General features: G+C 43.7%; 15 protein-coding genes and 1 riboswitch. Of the genes, 6 read left to right on the plus strand and 9 right to left on the minus strand.

Translation table 11 applies throughout. The annotated features are described in order from the left end of the window. Positions 1–124: 124 nt before the first annotated feature. A complete protein-coding gene (locus DEHRE_RS09255) occupies positions 125–1,150 on the plus strand; it encodes a DNRLRE domain-containing protein (RefSeq protein ID WP_427846241.1) in 1,026 nt (341 codons plus the stop codon). On the opposite strand, the gene DEHRE_RS09260 is transcribed toward DEHRE_RS09255, so the two are convergent. Next, positions 1,117–2,217, minus strand: a complete 1,101-nt coding sequence (locus DEHRE_RS09260) for a tetratricopeptide repeat-containing glycosyltransferase family 2 protein (protein WP_025205846.1) — start codon at positions 2,215–2,217, stop codon at positions 1,117–1,119. The two genes, DEHRE_RS09255 and DEHRE_RS09260, sit on opposite strands and share 34 nt — an antisense overlap. A 118-nt stretch (positions 2,218–2,335) precedes the next feature. Here DEHRE_RS09260 and fliB point away from each other — a divergent pair, with 118 nt between their 5' ends. Further along, entirely contained in the window at positions 2,336–3,610 is a 1,275-nt protein-coding gene (gene fliB / locus DEHRE_RS09265; protein WP_242836926.1) for a flagellin lysine-N-methylase, read from the plus strand. 87 nt (positions 3,611–3,697) lie between these two features. Here the strand turns inward: fliB and DEHRE_RS09270 are convergent, their stop codons facing one another. Next, positions 3,698–5,086 (minus strand): hypothetical protein, encoded by a 1,389-nt coding sequence (locus tag DEHRE_RS09270; RefSeq protein WP_015045157.1) that lies wholly within the window; start codon positions 5,084–5,086, stop codon positions 3,698–3,700. A gap of 219 nt (positions 5,087–5,305) precedes the next feature. Between DEHRE_RS09270 and DEHRE_RS09275 the strand changes: the two genes are divergently transcribed. Beyond that, positions 5,306–6,205: a glycosyltransferase gene (locus DEHRE_RS09275; RefSeq protein ID WP_015045158.1), complete on the plus strand. Its 900-nt coding sequence runs from the start codon at positions 5,306–5,308 to the stop codon at positions 6,203–6,205. Between the two features lie 118 nt (positions 6,206–6,323). On the opposite strand, the gene mscL is transcribed toward DEHRE_RS09275, so the two are convergent. Next, positions 6,324–6,728, minus strand: coding sequence for a large-conductance mechanosensitive channel protein MscL (gene mscL, locus DEHRE_RS09280; protein ID WP_015045159.1), 405 nt, complete (start codon positions 6,726–6,728; stop codon positions 6,324–6,326). 85 nt (positions 6,729–6,813) lie between these two features. Continuing rightward, complete coding sequence (locus DEHRE_RS09285) at positions 6,814–8,985, minus strand: two-component system sensor histidine kinase NtrB (RefSeq protein ID WP_242836927.1); 2,172 nt, start codon at positions 8,983–8,985, stop codon at positions 6,814–6,816. A 185-nt stretch (positions 8,986–9,170) separates the two neighbouring features. Here DEHRE_RS09285 and DEHRE_RS09290 point away from each other — a divergent pair, with 185 nt between their 5' ends. Next, on the plus strand, positions 9,171–9,605 hold the full coding sequence (locus DEHRE_RS09290) for a response regulator (RefSeq protein ID WP_025205849.1): 435 nt from the start codon (positions 9,171–9,173) through the stop codon (positions 9,603–9,605). Positions 9,606–9,610: 5 nt separating this feature from the next. Here DEHRE_RS09290 and galU read toward each other — a convergent pair whose 3' ends face one another. After that, complete coding sequence (galU, locus tag DEHRE_RS09295) at positions 9,611–10,525, minus strand: UTP--glucose-1-phosphate uridylyltransferase GalU (protein ID WP_025205850.1); 915 nt, start codon at positions 10,523–10,525, stop codon at positions 9,611–9,613. A 395-nt stretch (positions 10,526–10,920) separates the two neighbouring features. Between galU and DEHRE_RS09300 the strand changes: the two genes are divergently transcribed. Beyond that, a complete protein-coding gene (locus DEHRE_RS09300) occupies positions 10,921–12,213 on the plus strand; it encodes an IS30 family transposase (protein WP_015042798.1) in 1,293 nt (430 codons plus the stop codon). 616 nt (positions 12,214–12,829) lie between these two features. On the opposite strand, the gene DEHRE_RS09305 is transcribed toward DEHRE_RS09300, so the two are convergent. Beyond that, entirely contained in the window at positions 12,830–14,554 is a 1,725-nt protein-coding gene (locus tag DEHRE_RS09305) for an ABC transporter ATP-binding protein (protein WP_025205851.1), read from the minus strand. A gap of 293 nt (positions 14,555–14,847) precedes the next feature. Continuing rightward, a riboswitch (cyclic di-GMP riboswitch) is annotated at positions 14,848–14,931 on the plus strand. Positions 14,932–15,051: 120 nt separating this feature from the next. Between DEHRE_RS09305 and DEHRE_RS09310 the strand changes: the two genes are divergently transcribed. Then, positions 15,052–16,758: a golvesin C-terminal-like domain-containing protein gene (locus tag DEHRE_RS09310; protein WP_025205852.1), complete on the plus strand. Its 1,707-nt coding sequence runs from the start codon at positions 15,052–15,054 to the stop codon at positions 16,756–16,758. 52 nt (positions 16,759–16,810) lie between these two features. Here the strand turns inward: DEHRE_RS09310 and DEHRE_RS09315 are convergent, their stop codons facing one another. The 3 genes from DEHRE_RS09315 to DEHRE_RS14810 form a co-directional block, all read right to left on the minus strand. Next, positions 16,811–17,269, minus strand: coding sequence for a S24/S26 family peptidase (locus DEHRE_RS09315; RefSeq protein WP_025205853.1), 459 nt, complete (start codon positions 17,267–17,269; stop codon positions 16,811–16,813). Continuing rightward, the gene (locus DEHRE_RS09320; protein ID WP_025205854.1) at positions 17,257–18,147 is read right to left on the minus strand and encodes a hypothetical protein; all 891 of its coding nucleotides are present in this window, start codon (positions 18,145–18,147) and stop codon (positions 17,257–17,259) included. Before DEHRE_RS09320 ends, DEHRE_RS09315 begins: the two co-directional genes overlap by 13 nt. Before the next feature lie 110 nt (positions 18,148–18,257). Continuing rightward, the gene (locus DEHRE_RS14810; protein ID WP_158208299.1) at positions 18,258–18,398 is read right to left on the minus strand and encodes a hypothetical protein; all 141 of its coding nucleotides are present in this window, start codon (positions 18,396–18,398) and stop codon (positions 18,258–18,260) included. Positions 18,399–18,424 lie beyond the last annotated feature (26 nt).

Genomic DNA, 18,424 nt, shown 5'->3' on the forward strand with positions numbered 1-18,424 from the left:
TTGAACTATATCAAATTCACAATTCATACTATGTGAATCGAGCAAGTCTGGTGAATCTCGATGCGCAATCCGCGGACAAGCAGAATACTATATAACGTAGAAAAACCTCGTTCAAAAAGGAAAGGTGATAGAATTGATTCACACATTTTACGCGGCAGCCGATGCCTATATAACCAGTCTTACTCCAACGGCAAATAATGGAAAGACAGGTACAATGTATACAGGCCTGGATCCGTATTCCGGTTCAATCTACAGAAACTTGCTAAAGTTTGACCTCGCCATGCTTGAACCCAATATTACCATCCAGAAAGCGGTACTCCGGCTTTATCTGACTACCCGTTATCAAGCAGGCGCGCCGCAGCAGCTGGATATTTATCGTTTAACCAATGCCTTTGAAGAAACTGCTGTAACCTGGGATAATGCTCCCGGATCCATTTTAACTCCTGATTATACGCTGGTTGATGATAACAACCCTAATGGCTATATCGATATCACCATGACCGATCTGGTGAAAGACTGGTATATTACACCCGCCGCCAATTATGGCATTATGCTTCAAACTACAGAGCTTACAAATTCCCTTTTGGCTTTCAGGACAAGAGAATATGCCGAAAGTGCCATGTGGCCTATGCTGATTATCGAGTATTCCCTGACCCATACCGTCATTTACACCAGTCCTGTCATCGGTGACTTCTCCTATTTATCCACAAGCTTTGTTTTAGAAGGGCATGCCTTAGAAACAGCTTATACAATCACCTATGAGTCATCGGCCCCCACAGCAGGTCTTGCTATCGTGGAGCAAAGCCAGGATGATGATACTTGGGCCCAGTCATCCTCTATTAGTTTGGACCCTGGAGAGACCAGAACAATGAATGTTTCTACACCTATGGTCTATGAAAGGCTGTCATTTGTAAATGCTGCAAGCGCCGCTATGACGGATACCGTCGGCAGTACAATTGATGTCAATAGCAATATTAATAATTCCAATGAAACTGCTTTACGTTACGAATCATCGAATACGCTTCTTCCTATTGACCCTGATACCGGGGTCATGACGCTAGCAGTTGCGGATACGACGACAATTATCATAACCGCCAAATACCTCGATAACTTCAACTACTTTAGCTTTGAAGTAATTGCAGCCCCTTGATAGCCAAGACTACTAAATAACTTGCGGTTGAATACGACTCCCGGATTATCCGGTTTGTATTGAGCCGCTTTTTCATTGTATTTTTGTGCTTCTTCCATATCCCCGATCCTGTAATAACAGTAACATAGCTGAATGCTCGGGATAAAACCCCAGAAATCATACAGGACGGTATTCCAGCTGATGTCAGGCTTTTTGAGGGTAAGCGCCAACTCGTACCAGCCGATTGCCTTCGGGTATTCTTCTTTTTCCAAATATAAGTTTCCGATATAGCACAGTGTCTCGGCGCGCATACTGCCGTATTCGAAACTCCGGATCAATATCCGGAGCGCTTTTTCCCATTCCTGAGCCCGATGATAGCAATCGGCAAGGTCCAGACAAGCCAGTATCGCATAGTTTTCAAACATATTTTCACTGTCCAAATAGCGCTTGTATTGCTCAGCGGCCTCCTCATAGCGGCTGTTGATATACAGTTCCCTCGCATAATAGTACAGGTCCCTGGCGTTGATTTTGCTGCTTTGTCTTATGAGTTTTTCCAAGATCTTTAAGTTTCGGTCGCTTGTACCGCGTTCTTTACAATGCGTAATGCAGATTTCAGTATGAAGAATATTGCCGCTGAACTCAATACACTCATGAATTGGATTGCACCATTTGAAACCGGCACTTCTGTTAACCAGCCGTTCCCTGTAAAAGGTGTCGGTCTCATGCCCCTTTTCATCCCTGCCAACATTGTATTTCATCATCACAACATCAAAGAACAGCGGTATTTCCAGCTTCAATTCCATAAGAAGTTGACGGTCCTCTTCCAAAATTACATCATCAGCATCCAGCCACAGGATATAGTCCATCTGAGCCATGGAAAAAGAATAGTTCCTGGCCGCAGCAAAATCATCAATCCACGTAAAATCAAAAATCTTTGTGGTGAATTCTGCTGCAATTTCCTTGGTTCGGTCAACAGAACCGGTATCCACAATGATAATCTCATCGACAATGTCCCTAATCCCCGTCAGACATCTTTCCAGTGTCAGTTCCTCATCCCGGACAATCATACATAAACTGATCGTAATCATTGCGCTCTCTCCGGTGCTTTATCATTTTTCTTTGCTATATTTTTATGTTGCGGAAATTGTTATGTGCAGTCTCAACCCGGAATATGGTTACATAGGATAGTAATATGAATATAGGGATATGAATATAAACCGCGATGAGGTGCATTCCATGACCGAAGCAAAAAGAAAGGTTTTGTCCCCTTCCTATCTGAAAACCTTCAACTGTATTGCCTCAGCCTGTGAAAATTCTTGCTGCATAGGGTTTAACATTCGAATCGATCCTGAAACCTTCAGTAAATACAAGGTGGAAAATGATCCGGTAATCCGCAAGTTATTTGAAGAAAATATTTATATCATCCGCAGTTCGACAGCAAAACAGGATTATATCACCATCAATCCAACCAAAGATTATCGTTGTCCTTTCCTCACGGAAGAAAAACTGTGCTTCCTGCAATGCCGGAAAGGAGAACAGTACTTATCCGAGATCTGTGCTTCCTTTCCGTGTATCGGCAATATTTTTAACGGTGTCCTGGAAAAATCAGCGACTCTAGCTTGTCCGGAGGCGGCGCGTCTGGCTCTGTTACAGACTGAGGCGATGGATTTAATCGAAGTTGAAGAGCCCGATGATACCCGAAATTTTGTTTACAATTTGCTGAACACCGAAGACGAAATATTTCAGAATAAACCTGCGAAGCACCTGTCTGAACTCAGAGAATTCACTTGGAGCATCCTGAAAGACAGAAGATACCATTTAGATGACAGAGTTGTCTTTCTTGGGGCCTTTATGGAAGAGGTTGACCGGCTGGAAAAAGTGTCTGCTGTTGATAGAATCCCGGATCTCATTTTGAGCTACACAGCTCTTTTTACAGATGCTTCAGCAATGAAGGATATAACAACCATTCCTGTTTCTCCGGTCCCACGTATTTCCCTGTTTCTACCTCCTGCGATCCGTGTGATTCTTCCCTCGATTGAATCAGACCGGTATCTACGTTGTTTCAGTAAATTCTTAGAAGGAATTCGTTTTTATGCCTCAACAAGTTATACCCAAGTTGGTAAATGCTATGAAGAAGCCTACCAAAGGTATTACTCCCCTTTTATGCGTGAACATGACTATATCCTGGAAAACTACCTCTTAAATTACGTTTTTATAAAGCTGTTCCCTTATGACTTGAATGGGAATTCAGTTTATTACAGTTACTTGCTTCTGGCAGTCAATTATGCCTTGCTCAAAATGCAGCTCGTTGGAATATCGGCTTATCAGCAGGAACTGACCGTTGATACTGCCATCATGGTGATTCAATCCTATACAAAGGCTGTCGAACATAAATACCCGATTCTCCATAACCTGATTCAAGCGCTGAAACAAAACCATTTGGATTCTCTCGCCCATATCACAGTTTTCGTCAAGGATTAAGGCAAAGACACTTTCGAATAGCGAGAAGCTCACCCTGAAATAATACAGGCGGGCTTCTCTAACGCTCATCTTATACCTATTTGACAATCAGGGATCAAGAGGCTGTTGCAGGGGTAGATAATTACTGCTGAAAAGTGGGTCTACAATTTGGTCACTGACCACAGTAGGTGTTGTTCTTGACCAAATAAATACCTTCCCTGGGGTCGCGCCGGATACTTCAATTTCTATCTGGGTGTTGGGCAATTTTTGATTGAAGAAAATGCTTGTCGTGCAGTAAGGTGGCAAGGTAACCGTTGATTTGAAAGTTGGACTGAGAAGTGTCTTGGGACAGACATCTACATTAAAGACCGAAACATTTATAGGCCCGATAGTGGATGCACTGTTGTTCATGACTTTAACATCCAGGATATTCCCTACACTGGCATTACTGAGTTTGAACGGTCCTGAAGTCTGGGCGTTGGCAGCACCTAGACTTGCTTCTATCGCTGCTACTTCAGATTTTATTTCCAGCAAACCAAAGGTGGGACTCAAGACAGCGTTTTGGATCTGGAAGATTTCCGTTTTAATTTCTGCTAAGCCAAATGTTGGACTGAACACTGCCCCTTCGATTGCGGCTACTTCGGACTTAATCTCCTGCAGACTGAAAGTCGATCCTACGATACTCGTGAAAATACCTTCAACCAGTGTTCCGATACTGAAGACTTCCGTCTTGATCTCTGCCAACCCAAATGTTGGACTGAACACTGCCCCTTCGATTGCGGCTACTTCGGATTTTATCTCCTGCAGCCCAAACGTTGCTCCCATCATGCTCGTGAAAATGCCTTCAACCAGCGTGCCAATACTGAAGACTTCCGTCTTGATCTCTGCCAACCCAAACGTCGGACTGTCTAGCTTATTTTCGATATTCTCAACCGCGAATTCAATAATCTGAACTTCGGACTTAATCTCCTGCAATCCAAAAAATGGATGATTCACTGCTTTTTCTATCGAAAATATCTCTGTTTTGATTTCTGCAAGCCCAAATGTCGGGCTTTCCAACAGTTTTAGGATTTTCCTACAATCAGGCCAATGCTTGGGACAGCAGCCTTTTTTCTTGCAGAAAAATTTAAACGAACTGCCAAAGAAAAACAAGACGCCTACCGCAGTTACGCTTATTTTCAGATTTCTTACGATTACAATCTTTTTTCTACCTACCTGATCTTTGGGACTGGTTTGATTGTCCACCTTGCTCTTGTGAAGAATTTTTATTGTCGCCCCACCTAAGAAGAGTCCCGACAATACACCAATACATATGATTGTTGTATTCACAGCTTGTTTAATTGTAGCAAAACGTGCGTATAGCCCGGACTCAGCTGCATATCCAGTTTCTGTTTGATTATTACGCAATTCATCTTGGATTATCTGCAAGTGACATAAGAAATTTGCCAAAGATATTTTATCCAATATCTTTTTACCATTTTCGTAGTCATCAGACACCACAATACCTCCTTTGTATTTCTAACATTATCCAATTTTAGTACGTGCTTATTAATATGATTTTGGGAAATTTGTTGTGAAGAAAAACAAGCATTTTTTCTAAATAATGCAGATATCTTAAACAAGCTCAACCCATTTTTCATACAATATGCTGTAATAGCTCCTAAAACATGCTCCAGAAGTATTTGGAACAAGATATGGAAAGAGGAAGGGAAGACAATGATTCCACCTTTCATCAGTTATATTACATTTAACCGCTTAGGCCTGACCGCGAGAAATCTTGATTCGATCCTTGATTCTTCAGAAGAATTTGAAATGCACATCATCGACAGCAATTCCAGGGATGATACCTGGGAATATTTAAGATCCCTTCAGGACCCGCGCATTCAATCAGTAACCAGGCTTCCTCTAAACTGCGGACCCATTTATCCCCTGAACTTGAATCTTTCCAGAAGAAAACCGGAACAATATTTTTTTACCATTGACAGTGATGTTTTTATGATCAGCAAGAAATGGATCTCACGTTTTATGGAGGTTTTTGAGACGTTTCCTGAGGCAGGTCTTCTGGGCGTTAAAAGAGGAAGACCTTACCCTCTGTATTACCCTCCGGTTATTCCCAGAGTTAAAGACAATATTCATTATTTACAATTAGAAAACGGTCATATTGACGCTCCGCTCGACTTTGTTCCAGGCTGCTGCCAAGCGTTAAGACCGGAATTAATCAATCAGATCGGTTATTGGAACGAAGAATGCTGTTATGGTGATTCCGAACTATCTGCGCGGATCTGTTGTTATACTGATTTGAAGGCAGGTTTTATCGATACCGTTGAAATTGAGATGACGCAGTCCATTAACTGCGCCGAATGTCAGGCTGAAAGATGGTGCAGCTTGAATCATCCGATAGACACCTGTTTCGATATCTGGCGCAGACATTATATTAATAGAGCTGCCGCCGCAAAATTCCGGCCAAACTTTCTCAAGGTATTCCAGGAACTTAAGCAAGGAAAAAGGTCAGCCTATTCAGCCTCAATGTCCGATCCCGAGTCAACCCAAAAAAACCTGTATCATCAAAACTGGGCAATGGAAAATATCAGATATTATATTCAAAATTCCAATTAAAGCAAGAAATGAAAAGAATTATGCAACAAAAAAGCACCTTTCCGCCATAGGAAAGATGCTCTTAACCATTCGATTCGTTGTTCGCAGCTTCATTTTATGTTGATGACATATGCCAAAATTACCTGGATTTCAGGATATCCCTTATCTCCGTAAGCAGGATTTCCTCTTTAGAAGGTTCCGGAGGTGATTCGGGAGCGAGCGGCTCTTCTTCTTTCTTTCTCCTTAATTTCATCAGCACTTTCAGCATAAAGAAGATGGCCAGTGAAATAATCAGAAAATCAACAATCGATTGAATGAATGCGCCATACCTGATCGCCGCTTCCGGTACACTGTCTGTCGCTTCCGTAATGACAATTTTCAGATTAGCAAAATTAATCCTTCCGAGCAAGAATCCGATAACCGGCATCAGTATATCATTAACCAGAGACGTGACAATCTTCCCGAAGGCACCGCCAATAATTACAGCTACCGCCAAATCGACAATGTTACCTTTCATGATGAGCTGTTTGAATTCATTAACCATCGGATCACTCCCCTCTTTTACCATTATAATCAAACAAACTGTCTTGCACAACGGCGTCTCGCCGCTCCTTGTCATCCAAATAATATTATTCCCAATGTTCCAACAAACGCTGCACTGTACTGATCAATCCGGTCAGATCAGTAGAATGTTGTATATAGTTTACTTGCTGGTTCCCACTGTACAGTATTGCTTCATCCGTTTCTTTAACCATCGATGGCGGCTGTATTGATGTCACAAGCAGCAGGATCCTGGAATCAGGCCAATGTGTGCAGCATTCAGCAATTAATGCTGACGTCTTCGGGCCGTCCTCCCCATCCGGTGATTCGGCAATAACGACTTTGGGATAAATTTCAAAGGAACCCATTTCATCGGAACCTTGTAGCGCCCTTTTCAGACCCGAAATCGTTGTCACTTTTACCCCAGTGCTCAAAAGGGCCTGCTCCAACGGATAATTAAATAAATTATCTTCCAGTGCGATCAGTACGTCGGTCTCACTGTTTTTTTTGTTTGCCGCCGGGGGGAAACTCATTGAAAAGACAGCGCCACCCTCTTCCCTGTTAAAAGCCGTAATTTCACCGCCATGATTATGTACGATGGCCCGAACAATTGGAAGTCCAAGGCCGGTTCCCCTTTCTTTCGTGGTAAAAAACGGACGGAATAAATTTTTCATGGCTTCCGGCGTTAGTCCCGGCCCGTTGTCTATGACATTGATACAAACCTGATTGCCGGGTTCTTCCAGCCGAATGATTACTCTTCCCCCGGCGTCTGCAGCCTGGACTGCATTTCGTACCAGATTCAGCATGACCTGCGTTAATTGTCCCGGATCAGCTGCCACTGGTGAGACCTTCCCTGTTTCCAGAATAATATCTGACTTTGTGCCCATAGCTTCTCCTTGAAACAGCGGCATCAGTTCCTGGAGAAAAGCAACCGGGTCAATCGGTTCGGCTTCAATGTTGGATGGTTTTCCAAGCAGCAAAAATTCATTCAATAAACGGGTGACCCTGTCAAGTTCCCGCAAAACCAGGTCTTTATAATTGCGTGTTAGTTCAGGATCTTTCTTGCGGCCCATGAGCTGTAGAAGCCCGCTTGCCGCACTGATTGGATTACGCAGTTCATGCGCCAGGACGCCCACCATCTTTGCAGTCGCCTCAAAACGCTCAGCCTGACGGGCACTCTCCTGCCAGTGGTAATAATCCGTCCGATCCTCCAACAGCAGCAGCCAGCCTCTGACTGTCGTTTCTTCCAGCAGTGGAGATACCTGCCAGTCAACGCGGCAAATGTCGGAATCACTGTACTTATCCGGGAAAGAATCCATTTGCCCGCCAACCGGGATAACGGTATTGGAACGGATATAACCCAGCCACGGTCCCGGCCAATCAGCGAGCGGGCTTCCGAGCAGGTCAACATTTGCACCATTCATCAATTGCTCTGCCTGTCTGTTTGCATAGATAATTCGATAATGACGGTCAATCATAACAACTGCACTGCCAACCGCACCCAAAAGTACATCCAGCTGTTTTTTGAGCAGCCGGCATAAACAAACCCCATCAAAAGCAATTATACACTCTTCAGCCATTAGAGGGAGCAGAAATTCCGCCCGGCTGAAATCACGAGGCTGTAAAACGCCTAGCTCTCCGTGTAAATTACCTTGGTTGATTTCAAAGATCGTTGTTTCAAAAGAATATCTGTTTAAACGGGCAGCCTCTACCGCACGCTCATCTCCTTTGATCAGTAAGGCAGAGAATCCTGAGTCTGCATACTCTAGCCAGCTCCCCTCTGCATCAAGCAGGATAATCAGGGCATTTAAAATAAGCTCAAGCAATTGATCCTGAACATTTTCTTCTCCGTGACAAAGAGATATAACAGTATGGTTCAATTTACGCAGCGCAGATAATTCAACAGTCCGTATCTCTCCGCTAAGTCCGGCCAGCGCATTCTGGAAGCTACTGAGCATATCCGCAGCTAAACGGGCCCGGTCAGCCACGGAAAAATTTGATTTTCCCTGCCGGCAGGAAGAGCACTCCACTGCATCCAGAAAGAAACCATAATTCAATGGCCAGCGAACAGGTTGCCGGCTGAAAGGTTCATACGTCTGATGACAAATGGGGCAGGACTCAGGCCTTTTCGTTAATAACGTGCCATCTTCAGATACAATCATCAATTTCAAATGTAAGCCTGTTCCGATACATTCCAAAAAAATGTTCCAGCGTTCCGACTTGATCATTTCGGCTGCCTCAATCCACTCGGACACGGTCATGGTCCTCCTTTGCCTATCCTATCTGTACATAAGCAAATTCGACCAGAATTGATGATTTCCTTCCAGATATTACACTATTTTTTCCATGTAAGTCTGATTAAGGAAACACGACTCGACACTATTCGCTCAATCCCGGTGTTATACTGAAATTAGTCCTAATCCATATTAATTTGGAGGATTGACACATGAATAAAATATTGGTCGTTGAAGATAACCCCGTTATTGGAATGGTTATTCAAACCGTGTTAACCGATGAAGGACATCAGGTTGAAGTGCGGAAAAGCGCCATGGAAGGTCTGTACCTGATGTACACCGGTTTTATTCCTGATTTAGTCCTTACTGATTTGATCATGAGAGAAATGGATGGCAGAGATCTTATCCAAAAAATGCGTAATGACAAAAAGCTTTGCAGTATTCCTGCAGTCATTATTACGGCTTCAATCCCTAATGCAGAAAATTTGCCTGATAAAGATCAATTCCAGGGTTTGCTAAGTAAGCCCTTTGACCTGGAAGATTTGGTCAAAACCGTTGACAGGCTGGTCAATCATCAAACACTTGCAGCCAATAACACTGCACTTCAGGCTTCGACATCTGTCGCACCGGCGCCTGTCGCAGTATAAGCTTCTTAGGAAGCAGCGGAATCGCTTCTCTTTTTGGTTTGTTTTGCTTTATTTCTTTCAAGATACAGTTCATCCAGATATTTTTCAAACTTGTCCCCAAGATTCGGGGATTCCAGTGCAAATTCAACCGTCGCCTTTAAGTAGCCAAGCTTATCGCCTGCATCGTACCGTTTTCCTTCTAAGAGGCAAGCGTATACTTGTTCATGTTTGCTTTGCGCCCGCAGCGCATCTGTAAGCTGGATTTCCCCTCCTGCCCCAGCCGGGATTTTTTCAAGATATTCAAATATTGAAGCGTTGATCAAATACCTGCCCATAATAGCGAGCCTGGAAGGAGCGATCAACGCAGATGGTTTTTCAACCAAGTCTTTAACTTCCCAGACATTTCCCCAGTTATCCTGCGGATCGACAATCCCGTATTTATGTACCTCACTATGCGGTACTTCCTGAATGCCGATCACGGTCGAAGATGTCTCTAAGGCAACATCTATCAACTGTTTGATTGCCGGCACCTTGGACTTGATAATATCATCTCCTAGCAGGACTGCAAACGGATCCTTGCCCACAAAAGACCTGGCGCAAGAAATCGCATGTCCCAGCCCCAATGCTTCATTCTGCCTGATATAGTGAATGTTGGCTAAAGAGGAGAGATTCTTTATTTTTTCCAGGATTTCCAATTGACCATTCTTCTCCAGATGAGCTTCCAATTCAGGTGAGCGGTCATAGTAATCGACAATGGACCCTTTTCCTCTGCCGATAATAATCAAGATATCTTCGATTCCGGAAGCAATCGCCTCATCTACAATATATTGAATGGTCGGCTTGTCAACAATCGGCAGCATCTCTTTCGGCAAAGATTTCGTCGCTGGCAGAAATCTGGTCCCCAGTCCTGCTGCAGGAATTACGGCTTTTGTAACTTTCATGGATGAAACCTCCAAATATAAAAATAAAAATATCATTTATATACGTGAATTGGAAAATTAAATTCCAGTCCAGCCAAACCCTAACTGGAACTTACCATTGCAAAGATAGTGCTGGAAATTACTCTTCCAAATACCTCGTCAACCGGTTGAAACCAACCAATGGTTATCTTAAAATATAGTTACTTTACTTCCGCGTAGGATAGGGCAACACTGAGGAGTGACCCGAGCGGCGCGGAAGGTTTGCGGGAAGGCAGCCCATATCGTGCTGTCTTTTTTTGCTGCCTTTCCGGAAACAAAAGCGATAAACCTCGGGGTCAAGGGGCAGAGCCCCTTGGGTTATACTTGAGATTCAGCAGCATTCCGGATGGTGTTCTTTACCAGGGAGGATTATCATCATGGCAAAGAATACTCATTTAACATTGGATGAAAGGATCTCTATCCAGTCCTTAGTATCAGCCGGAGCAAAATTCACTGCTATTGGAGCGGAATTAGGAAAAGATCCGTCTACTATATCAAAGGAAATCCGCAATCACTACAAGGTAGCGGAGAAGGCTTCATTTAATCCCTGTATGCATCGTAAGGCTTGTAAGCATCATTCAGACTTATGTCGGGCATGCAGACAACGTTGGAGCAAAGATTGCCGCAAATGTGATTATGAAAAATGTCACACTATCTGCCCTGACTTTAAAGAACTTATCTGTCTTAAACTGAGAAAGCCTCCATATGTCTGCAATGGCTGTAATGAACGCCACAGCTGCAAGCTTCGCCGACATCTCTATGATGCTAAGTATGCTCAGGCTGAGTATGAATCTGTCCGCAGCGAAAGCAGACAAGGCTTTGCAATCACTTCGGATGAGCTTGCCAGAATAGATAGGATTGTCTCTCCGCTGGTCAAGCAGGGACAGTCTGTTCATCAGATCTGTGTCAATAATGGTGACGCGATCATGCTCGATGAAAAGACAATCTATAACTACATTGATGCAGGACTCCTTTCTGTCGGAAATATTGACCTTCCAAGGAAGGTAAGGTACAGAGTACGAAAGAAGAAAAAACCTGTGAAGGTCGATAAGCAGTGTCATAAGGGCAGAACCTATGATGATTTTCTTGAATACATGGAAGCCAACCGAGATATAGCTGTTGTTGAGATGGACTCGGTTGAAGGCCGTAAGGGTGGCAAAGTATTCATGACGCTGTATTTCAGAAACTGTAGCCTGATGCTGACGTTCATTCGCGATGCCAATACGGCTAGAACCGTCACTGACAAGATTAACTATTTGTATGAGACTTTGGGACACGATGCATTTGTTAAGCTGTTCCCAGTAATACTTACAGACCGTGGAAGTGAGTTTACGGATCCGTTATCCATTGAATTCACGGAAGACAAGGTTCGCCGTACACATGTGTTTTACTGCGATCCACAGCGCTCTGATCAGAAAGGAGGCATCGAGGTTACCCATGAATTCATCAGAAGAGTCCTGCCGAAAGGCACTTCCTTTGACAGCCTAGATCAAGCAGATGTCTCTCTAATGATGAGCCATATCAATTCATACAAAAGAAAAAAGCTGGGCAACCAGTCCGCCAACCAGTTGTTCAGCCTTTTCAATGGGGGAGATATCTTGCCTATGCTTGTCATACAAGACATCCCTGCTAATGAAATTAATCTAACACCATTGCTGCTGAAGAAATAACAACAGACAGAACACCATCCGGGCTTTGTAGAATAATACCCGATCGGGGGTGGAATTTAATTTTGCGAAAAAAGCGAGTTAAATTCGACCTCCGCTTGGTGTGCGTCAATTTTGAGCTGAGTGTTCGATTAATGTAATGCTATCACGGCTGGTGCCGGTTATGCAATCTATTTGGTTTAGTAACTTCCGGTTTGGAATCGTAAATTCCGGAAAATCGCGGATTTTTAGATGACTAGAATTTACTCTTGCAACAGGTGTGCTGAACTAGAATTTACAAATGCAAACTGGAAGTCAGGTTTCCAATTCACCTATCATTTATATATTCAAGCTAAATTTCGAGTTATATACTTATAATGCCATAAATTAATAAATATTTCCAGATATTTATATTCTTAACATAAATGTTGGTCAAACTTCACATCCGTATCAAAAGTCGTTAAAGTTAGTTTTAGGAGTGCTGCAAAAGGCTTTAAGGCGTTCAAGACTTCTACGGAGCCAGGATAAATTGTGCATGAAATGTCTTCCTGTAATCATCCACTGATGAATGCCAAGCTACCGAACGGTTATTGAAGAGATTTTATCGCTTTCCTGAAAAGGGTTTAGCTGCCGGTCATTTTTATTCTTCTTTATGATCCTCCTCTTGTCGTAAATATTTTAATTTTGATTCAACGAAGACATTTCCGTTATCTATCTTCAAAATCCGCGAACACATCTTTAATGCCGTCTGACGATGGGTAATGAGCAGACAAGTGCTCCTGCTGCTAAAATTTTGAATAGCCTTGAGTACTTCCAACTCTGTTTCCATGTCCAGGGCAGACGTCGCTTCGTCCAGAATCATCACAGGGGCTTTTTTTAAGAAGGCCCTGGCAATCGCGATTCGTTGCGCTTGTCCCTCGGAAAGACCATGCCCGTCCTCTCCGATGACCGTATTGACTCCATGCGGCAGCTCTTGGATAAAGTCCAAAGCACATGCAGCCTGAAGGGCAGTTTCCATCTCTTCCGCCGTCGCACTGAGTTTGCCGCTCCGCAGGTTGTCGGCAATGGTCCCACTGAACAATGTATTTCCTTGCGGAACATAGGTAATCCAATCCCGGGTCACAGCAGTAATTTCATATTTCCGACCGATCGCATCTGTAAAATAGACCTCGCCATCCGAAGGTCTGACCAAAGCCAGCAGAAGCCTGATCAACGTCGTTTTTCCGACCCCCGAAGACCCTACCAAGGCTACCATCTCACCGGGTGCTATATCCACCGAAATCTTATCCAAGACCGGTTTTTCTTTCTCATCTGAATAATAGAAGCTAACCTGACGGAAACGAATACCGACATCCTTCTCTTGCGGGACCTGCCCTTCCCGCCTCTCCATTTGGATCTTTTCCAGTTCCTGCAGTCGCTCCGTTGACGCCAGCATCGCGATGATTTGCGGAAAGGCCCTGGCCAAGCTGACAAAAGGCCCTTGAACTTGCTGAACCAATGTCAGAAAAGCAGTCAATGTCCCATAGGAGATTGCCTTTTGAGACAAACGGACGATCCCCCAGCCAAACGCAACCAGGTAACCTGTCCAATATCCCAGCGAAATGATCGTATTGGCAGATAAGGTCGTCTTGTTTCTCTGAATCACCCACTTCATACGGTTTTGATGCAATCCCTGCAAGGTATCTGTATTTCTGTTTTCCAACCGAAACGCTTTCGTAATGATGAAATTTTGGATGGCTTCCTGAATAAACGAGCGGTAGATACTCTCCGATTCCTGCACTTTATGATTCAAGTTCTTCATCTTTCGGCCCCAGATCCGGCTGAACAACACGGTCGAAGGTCCCAGTATGAACGCAATTACTGCCAATCGCGGCTCATAATAAAGCAAGGTTACAAAAGAACCCACTAACTGCACGCCTAATGCCACAATACCCGGGATCACACTAATAATACAACTGGAGATGTTATTGACATCACTTGTCAACCGTGTCATCAGATCCCCGCTATGATAGTTCGAAAGCGGCAGCCATTCTGTCACCATCATCCTTTTGAAAAAACGCTGCCTCAGGGCGTTGGAAAAGCCTTCGCTGACGCGTACAGAAAGCAGTGACCCGGCAATCGATAACATGATATTAAGAAGTATCGCACCGCCTAAAGCAGCACCGGCCATACCGGCATAAGCCAGTTCTCCTGCAATCGCGTAGTCAATCATATGCTTGGAGAGTATGGCGTTTGCAACACCGAAAAGTGCCCCTGTCGAAGTAATCAGCAGAATGACGATGAGCCTGGGAAGAAAGGGGAGAACATCCGGTTTTATCCAGCGAACAAAAACTATTCCTTTTTTAATTTCATCTTGAATAATCATTCTTTTCTCCTGATATTTTGGGAACATACTATTATAGTGCCATAGTTCCGTTAAAATTTCTACTTGATAATTCTTTTTATGTAATATTCGCTAAGATATTATCTTTTTTTAAATAGGACAAAATCCCAATACCCTAGTCCGTTTATCCTATTGAATTTTGTCATTCGGCTTGATATAGTAACTTTAAGTAAGTTTATTACAAAAAATACATAAATTTAACAAAATAACGTAAATTATCGCGTTATTTTCCAACTGGGAATAAAATAGGAGATGAAAGGAATGATCTACAAAACATTTGCTCAAGGCAAAACAGTCGAAAGGCTGTGGCGCAAAGCTAAAGGGTCTAAGGGGATTCCCTATGACAGCCAGTTGCCAAATTAGTTTTTATATAGTCATCTGTTTTTTCAGCTAGAATGAATATAAAAAAACTAAGCTGGCGGCAGCTGGGGAACCAGTTGCTTTTTGTATTTTTATCTAGTTTGGAAAGGAAGAGACCAATGATTAAGAAACGTATCACAAAAATCGCCGCTGGAATCTTCAGCTTCACACTTATTGTGAACACGTGCTTCGCTGTTCATACCGACAAAATGGTTTCTGCTGCGACTACAGTTAAAGATGTAACCCCCCAGGTGGAATTACTGGGAAACCCGTTCAACAAAGCTACTTTTGCCAAGAATGTCTGGGACATGCAGGTCTATAACAACCGTATTTATCTCGCCCATGGTGATTTTAATACGAACGCCGGTCCGATCCCGGTCATCTACTATGAGCCATCCGCCCAAAAATTCATCACGCAATATACCGTTGATGAAGAGGAAATCGCCCAATATAAAGTACTGGACGGCAAACTCTACATCCCTGGCACCGATTCACGGGGAGATTGGAACAATGGCAATTTCTATACCCTTGAAGATAATGACCAATGGCTCAAAAACGCAACCATTCCGAATGCACTTCATGTTTTCGACATGGCACTCTATAACGGTCAGCTTTATGCAGCCTGCGGAACCAGTAAAACAGGTTGGGGCGAAGTTCTTGTCTCCAATGATATGGGGAAAACTTGGACCAGCCGGGTTCCTCTTGGCTTTACATTTTATGGTTCCTGGGCCACTTCCCTCTTTGAGTTGAATCAAACACTGTATGCTTCAGGAAAGATGATGTACATGAAGCCAACTTCGATCACGACATCATACACCAAGTATGTCTCAATGCTTGGAATCACTGACAGCAGCTCCGCTAGACAGATCTATTCAACCAATTTCGCCAATGGCCTCACTTCGTCCTACGTCTACTATATGAAAAAACCTACAACCTTCCAAAATAAACTTGTATATCTAAATAACCGGATCACCACCTCTCACTGGCTTCCCGATTCTATGTATATTGCCAAAAGCATCAATGAATCCACAAAGGTGATATTCCCTGAGACTTCGGCTGTCCCTGCAGATCTGCTCATCAGAGGCAACAGTCTGTATGCGTTAACCAATGTGAAAAATTCTGCCGGCAATTACACGAGTGTCGTCTACCAAACCACCGATCTTCAAACTTGGGACGAAGTATTCCGTTTTAATACAGACACCTTTGTCAGATCCTTTGAAGAAATGAATGGCGACTTTTACTTCGGTCTAGGCTGCGATTCCGCAACTGTGGCCGCTTCTACAGGCAATATCCTTAAGGTAGCTAGTTCTGCCTATCAGGACATCCCCCTAATTCCCGTAACCAACAATCCCTCAGCGAGTGAATTAACACCATCAACCGCTGAACTCACACAAACCATTCCTGCATCGGCTACAGCCCCTATTATTGTGGACAATACCGACAGCAGCTTTATGAGCAATTCCACTTGGACCATCTCTACACAATCCATCGGCTATTACGGCAGCAACATTCTTAATGACGGTACCGTCGGAGCCGATCAAGGCAAATGGGCCATGTGGGTTCCGACAATAACCGAGTCAGGAAACTATCAACTCTATATGAGATGGACAGCAGATTCCACCAGGCCAGCTGCCGCCCCCCTCGAGATTAAATACAACGGTGGCATGGATACGAGCAAAACGGTCAATCAACAGGAAAGCAACGGTACCTGGGTCCTCATCGGCACCTATGCTTTATCCGCAGGAAGTGATCAATACATCAAGATACTCTGCTCTTCCCCAGGATATACTGCCGCTGATGCTGTAAAATTAGAAAAAGTGAACTGATTTCAAGGAAATGAATAATATAGACAAGCTTCGAGAAAAGCCCGAGGCTTGTCTATATTAATTTACGGATTTTCCGGTACACTTTCATGATGAAGTATCGGCAAGGCCTGAGAATCAGCCAAATATGAACCAGTGTCTTCAGCCTAAGATCAGAGCAAGGAATACGTTTGTCTTTCCGCCATATTGCGGGAACGACAGCGATGATTTGTTCCGGATACAGCGGACCTTCAATCCATTGCTGGGCATCCCCTACCATGAAAAAATGGTCTTTCTTCTTTTTAAGAACCCGATGCATGACATAATAGCTATTCATTCTGCGGATCAGGACAATATCTCCTCTTTTAATCTGGTCGAAGCTGCCCTGGGAGAATTCCACACTATCGATTGCATCCCGCAAAAACGGAACCATGCTGCTGCCGGATACGGGAAGTCTGACATCCTGTCCCTGGCTGAGGAGATCCGAGACTACAGGAAACAAGCCATTGGCTTTCACTTTTTTCACTTGATGCACTGATATACCAACTCCACCGCCTCTTGATCCGGTCTGCAGCGCAGCAAATACACCGGTACGGAAGAGACTATTTTCTCAAAGATACGCATCGCCTCGTTCATATGTTCCTGATCAAAAAACGGCAGGAAAGCTCTTGGCATGAACTGAATGATCGCCTCCCTGAGGTCCATCCTACGAATAGAATTCTCGGCTGCTTGTTCCAGAATAATCACTGCTGACAAGGGTGCAGAATCATTCGTATTAATATTTGATGACCCGCTCCAAGGGGTTCCATAGACAATCACATGGTCTTCCATAATCCGCACAGCAGGATTGTCATCGTTCAACACAAGCACATTCTCCTTATGTTCCTGCCAAAGCCTGGACTGTGTAGACTTCCCCGTTCCGGACGGCGCTGTAAACATGATTGCTTTATCCTGCCACTTTATCGCAGAAGCATGAATTACCAGTCCTTGTTGTTTTAACAAGGCATGCCTGAAGACAATCCCCATTAGGGTAAATGCTGTATGGCGCAGCTTCATTCGGACATAGGATTCTTCCAGCTCATTTTTTTCTTGAATTGCTGCACAGGTTAGCCCAACATTTCGCCACGCGGCATCAATATCCAACAGTACAAGGATTTCCTCCACAGAGCCATATTTCCTTGTATAAAAATAAAACCCGGCTGCATTCGGTTTTTTAATACATTTATAACCGGAGCTCTCGTCAGAGAAATTTTCCCCTTGCGGCAAATCAATTTGTTCACTGGTTTGATAGGTAAAGCATAAATCAGCGGCCTGAGGTTCCGACACATTGTAGTCAATTAGCCCTTCGAACAGCTCAGCGGGGGTGCTTTCATCCATGTGAATGACGAGTCCTGCGACTTGATACTTGGGCAACAAAAACACTCCTTTTGCAGGTATACCTTTTTAAACAACAGGATCGAAAAACAGAATAGCACATCCGTCAAAGGACATGCTATACGTACTTCCATTTGGTACTGCTCGGCTTATGCATTCGTTCTAGGCTGTACACCGTCAATAATACAGATACCTACGTAATCACATACAGAACCTTGCTGCACTACAGCAAACTCATCTTCAGAAGAGAGCTGTACAAATTCAAATTCTGGCTTATTATACTGTTTCAATATAATCACCTCTTAACATTGTAAAT

The organism is Dehalobacter restrictus DSM 9455, from assembly GCF_000512895.1.
Lineage (GTDB): Bacteria > Bacillota > Desulfitobacteriia > Desulfitobacteriales > Syntrophobotulaceae > Dehalobacter > Dehalobacter restrictus.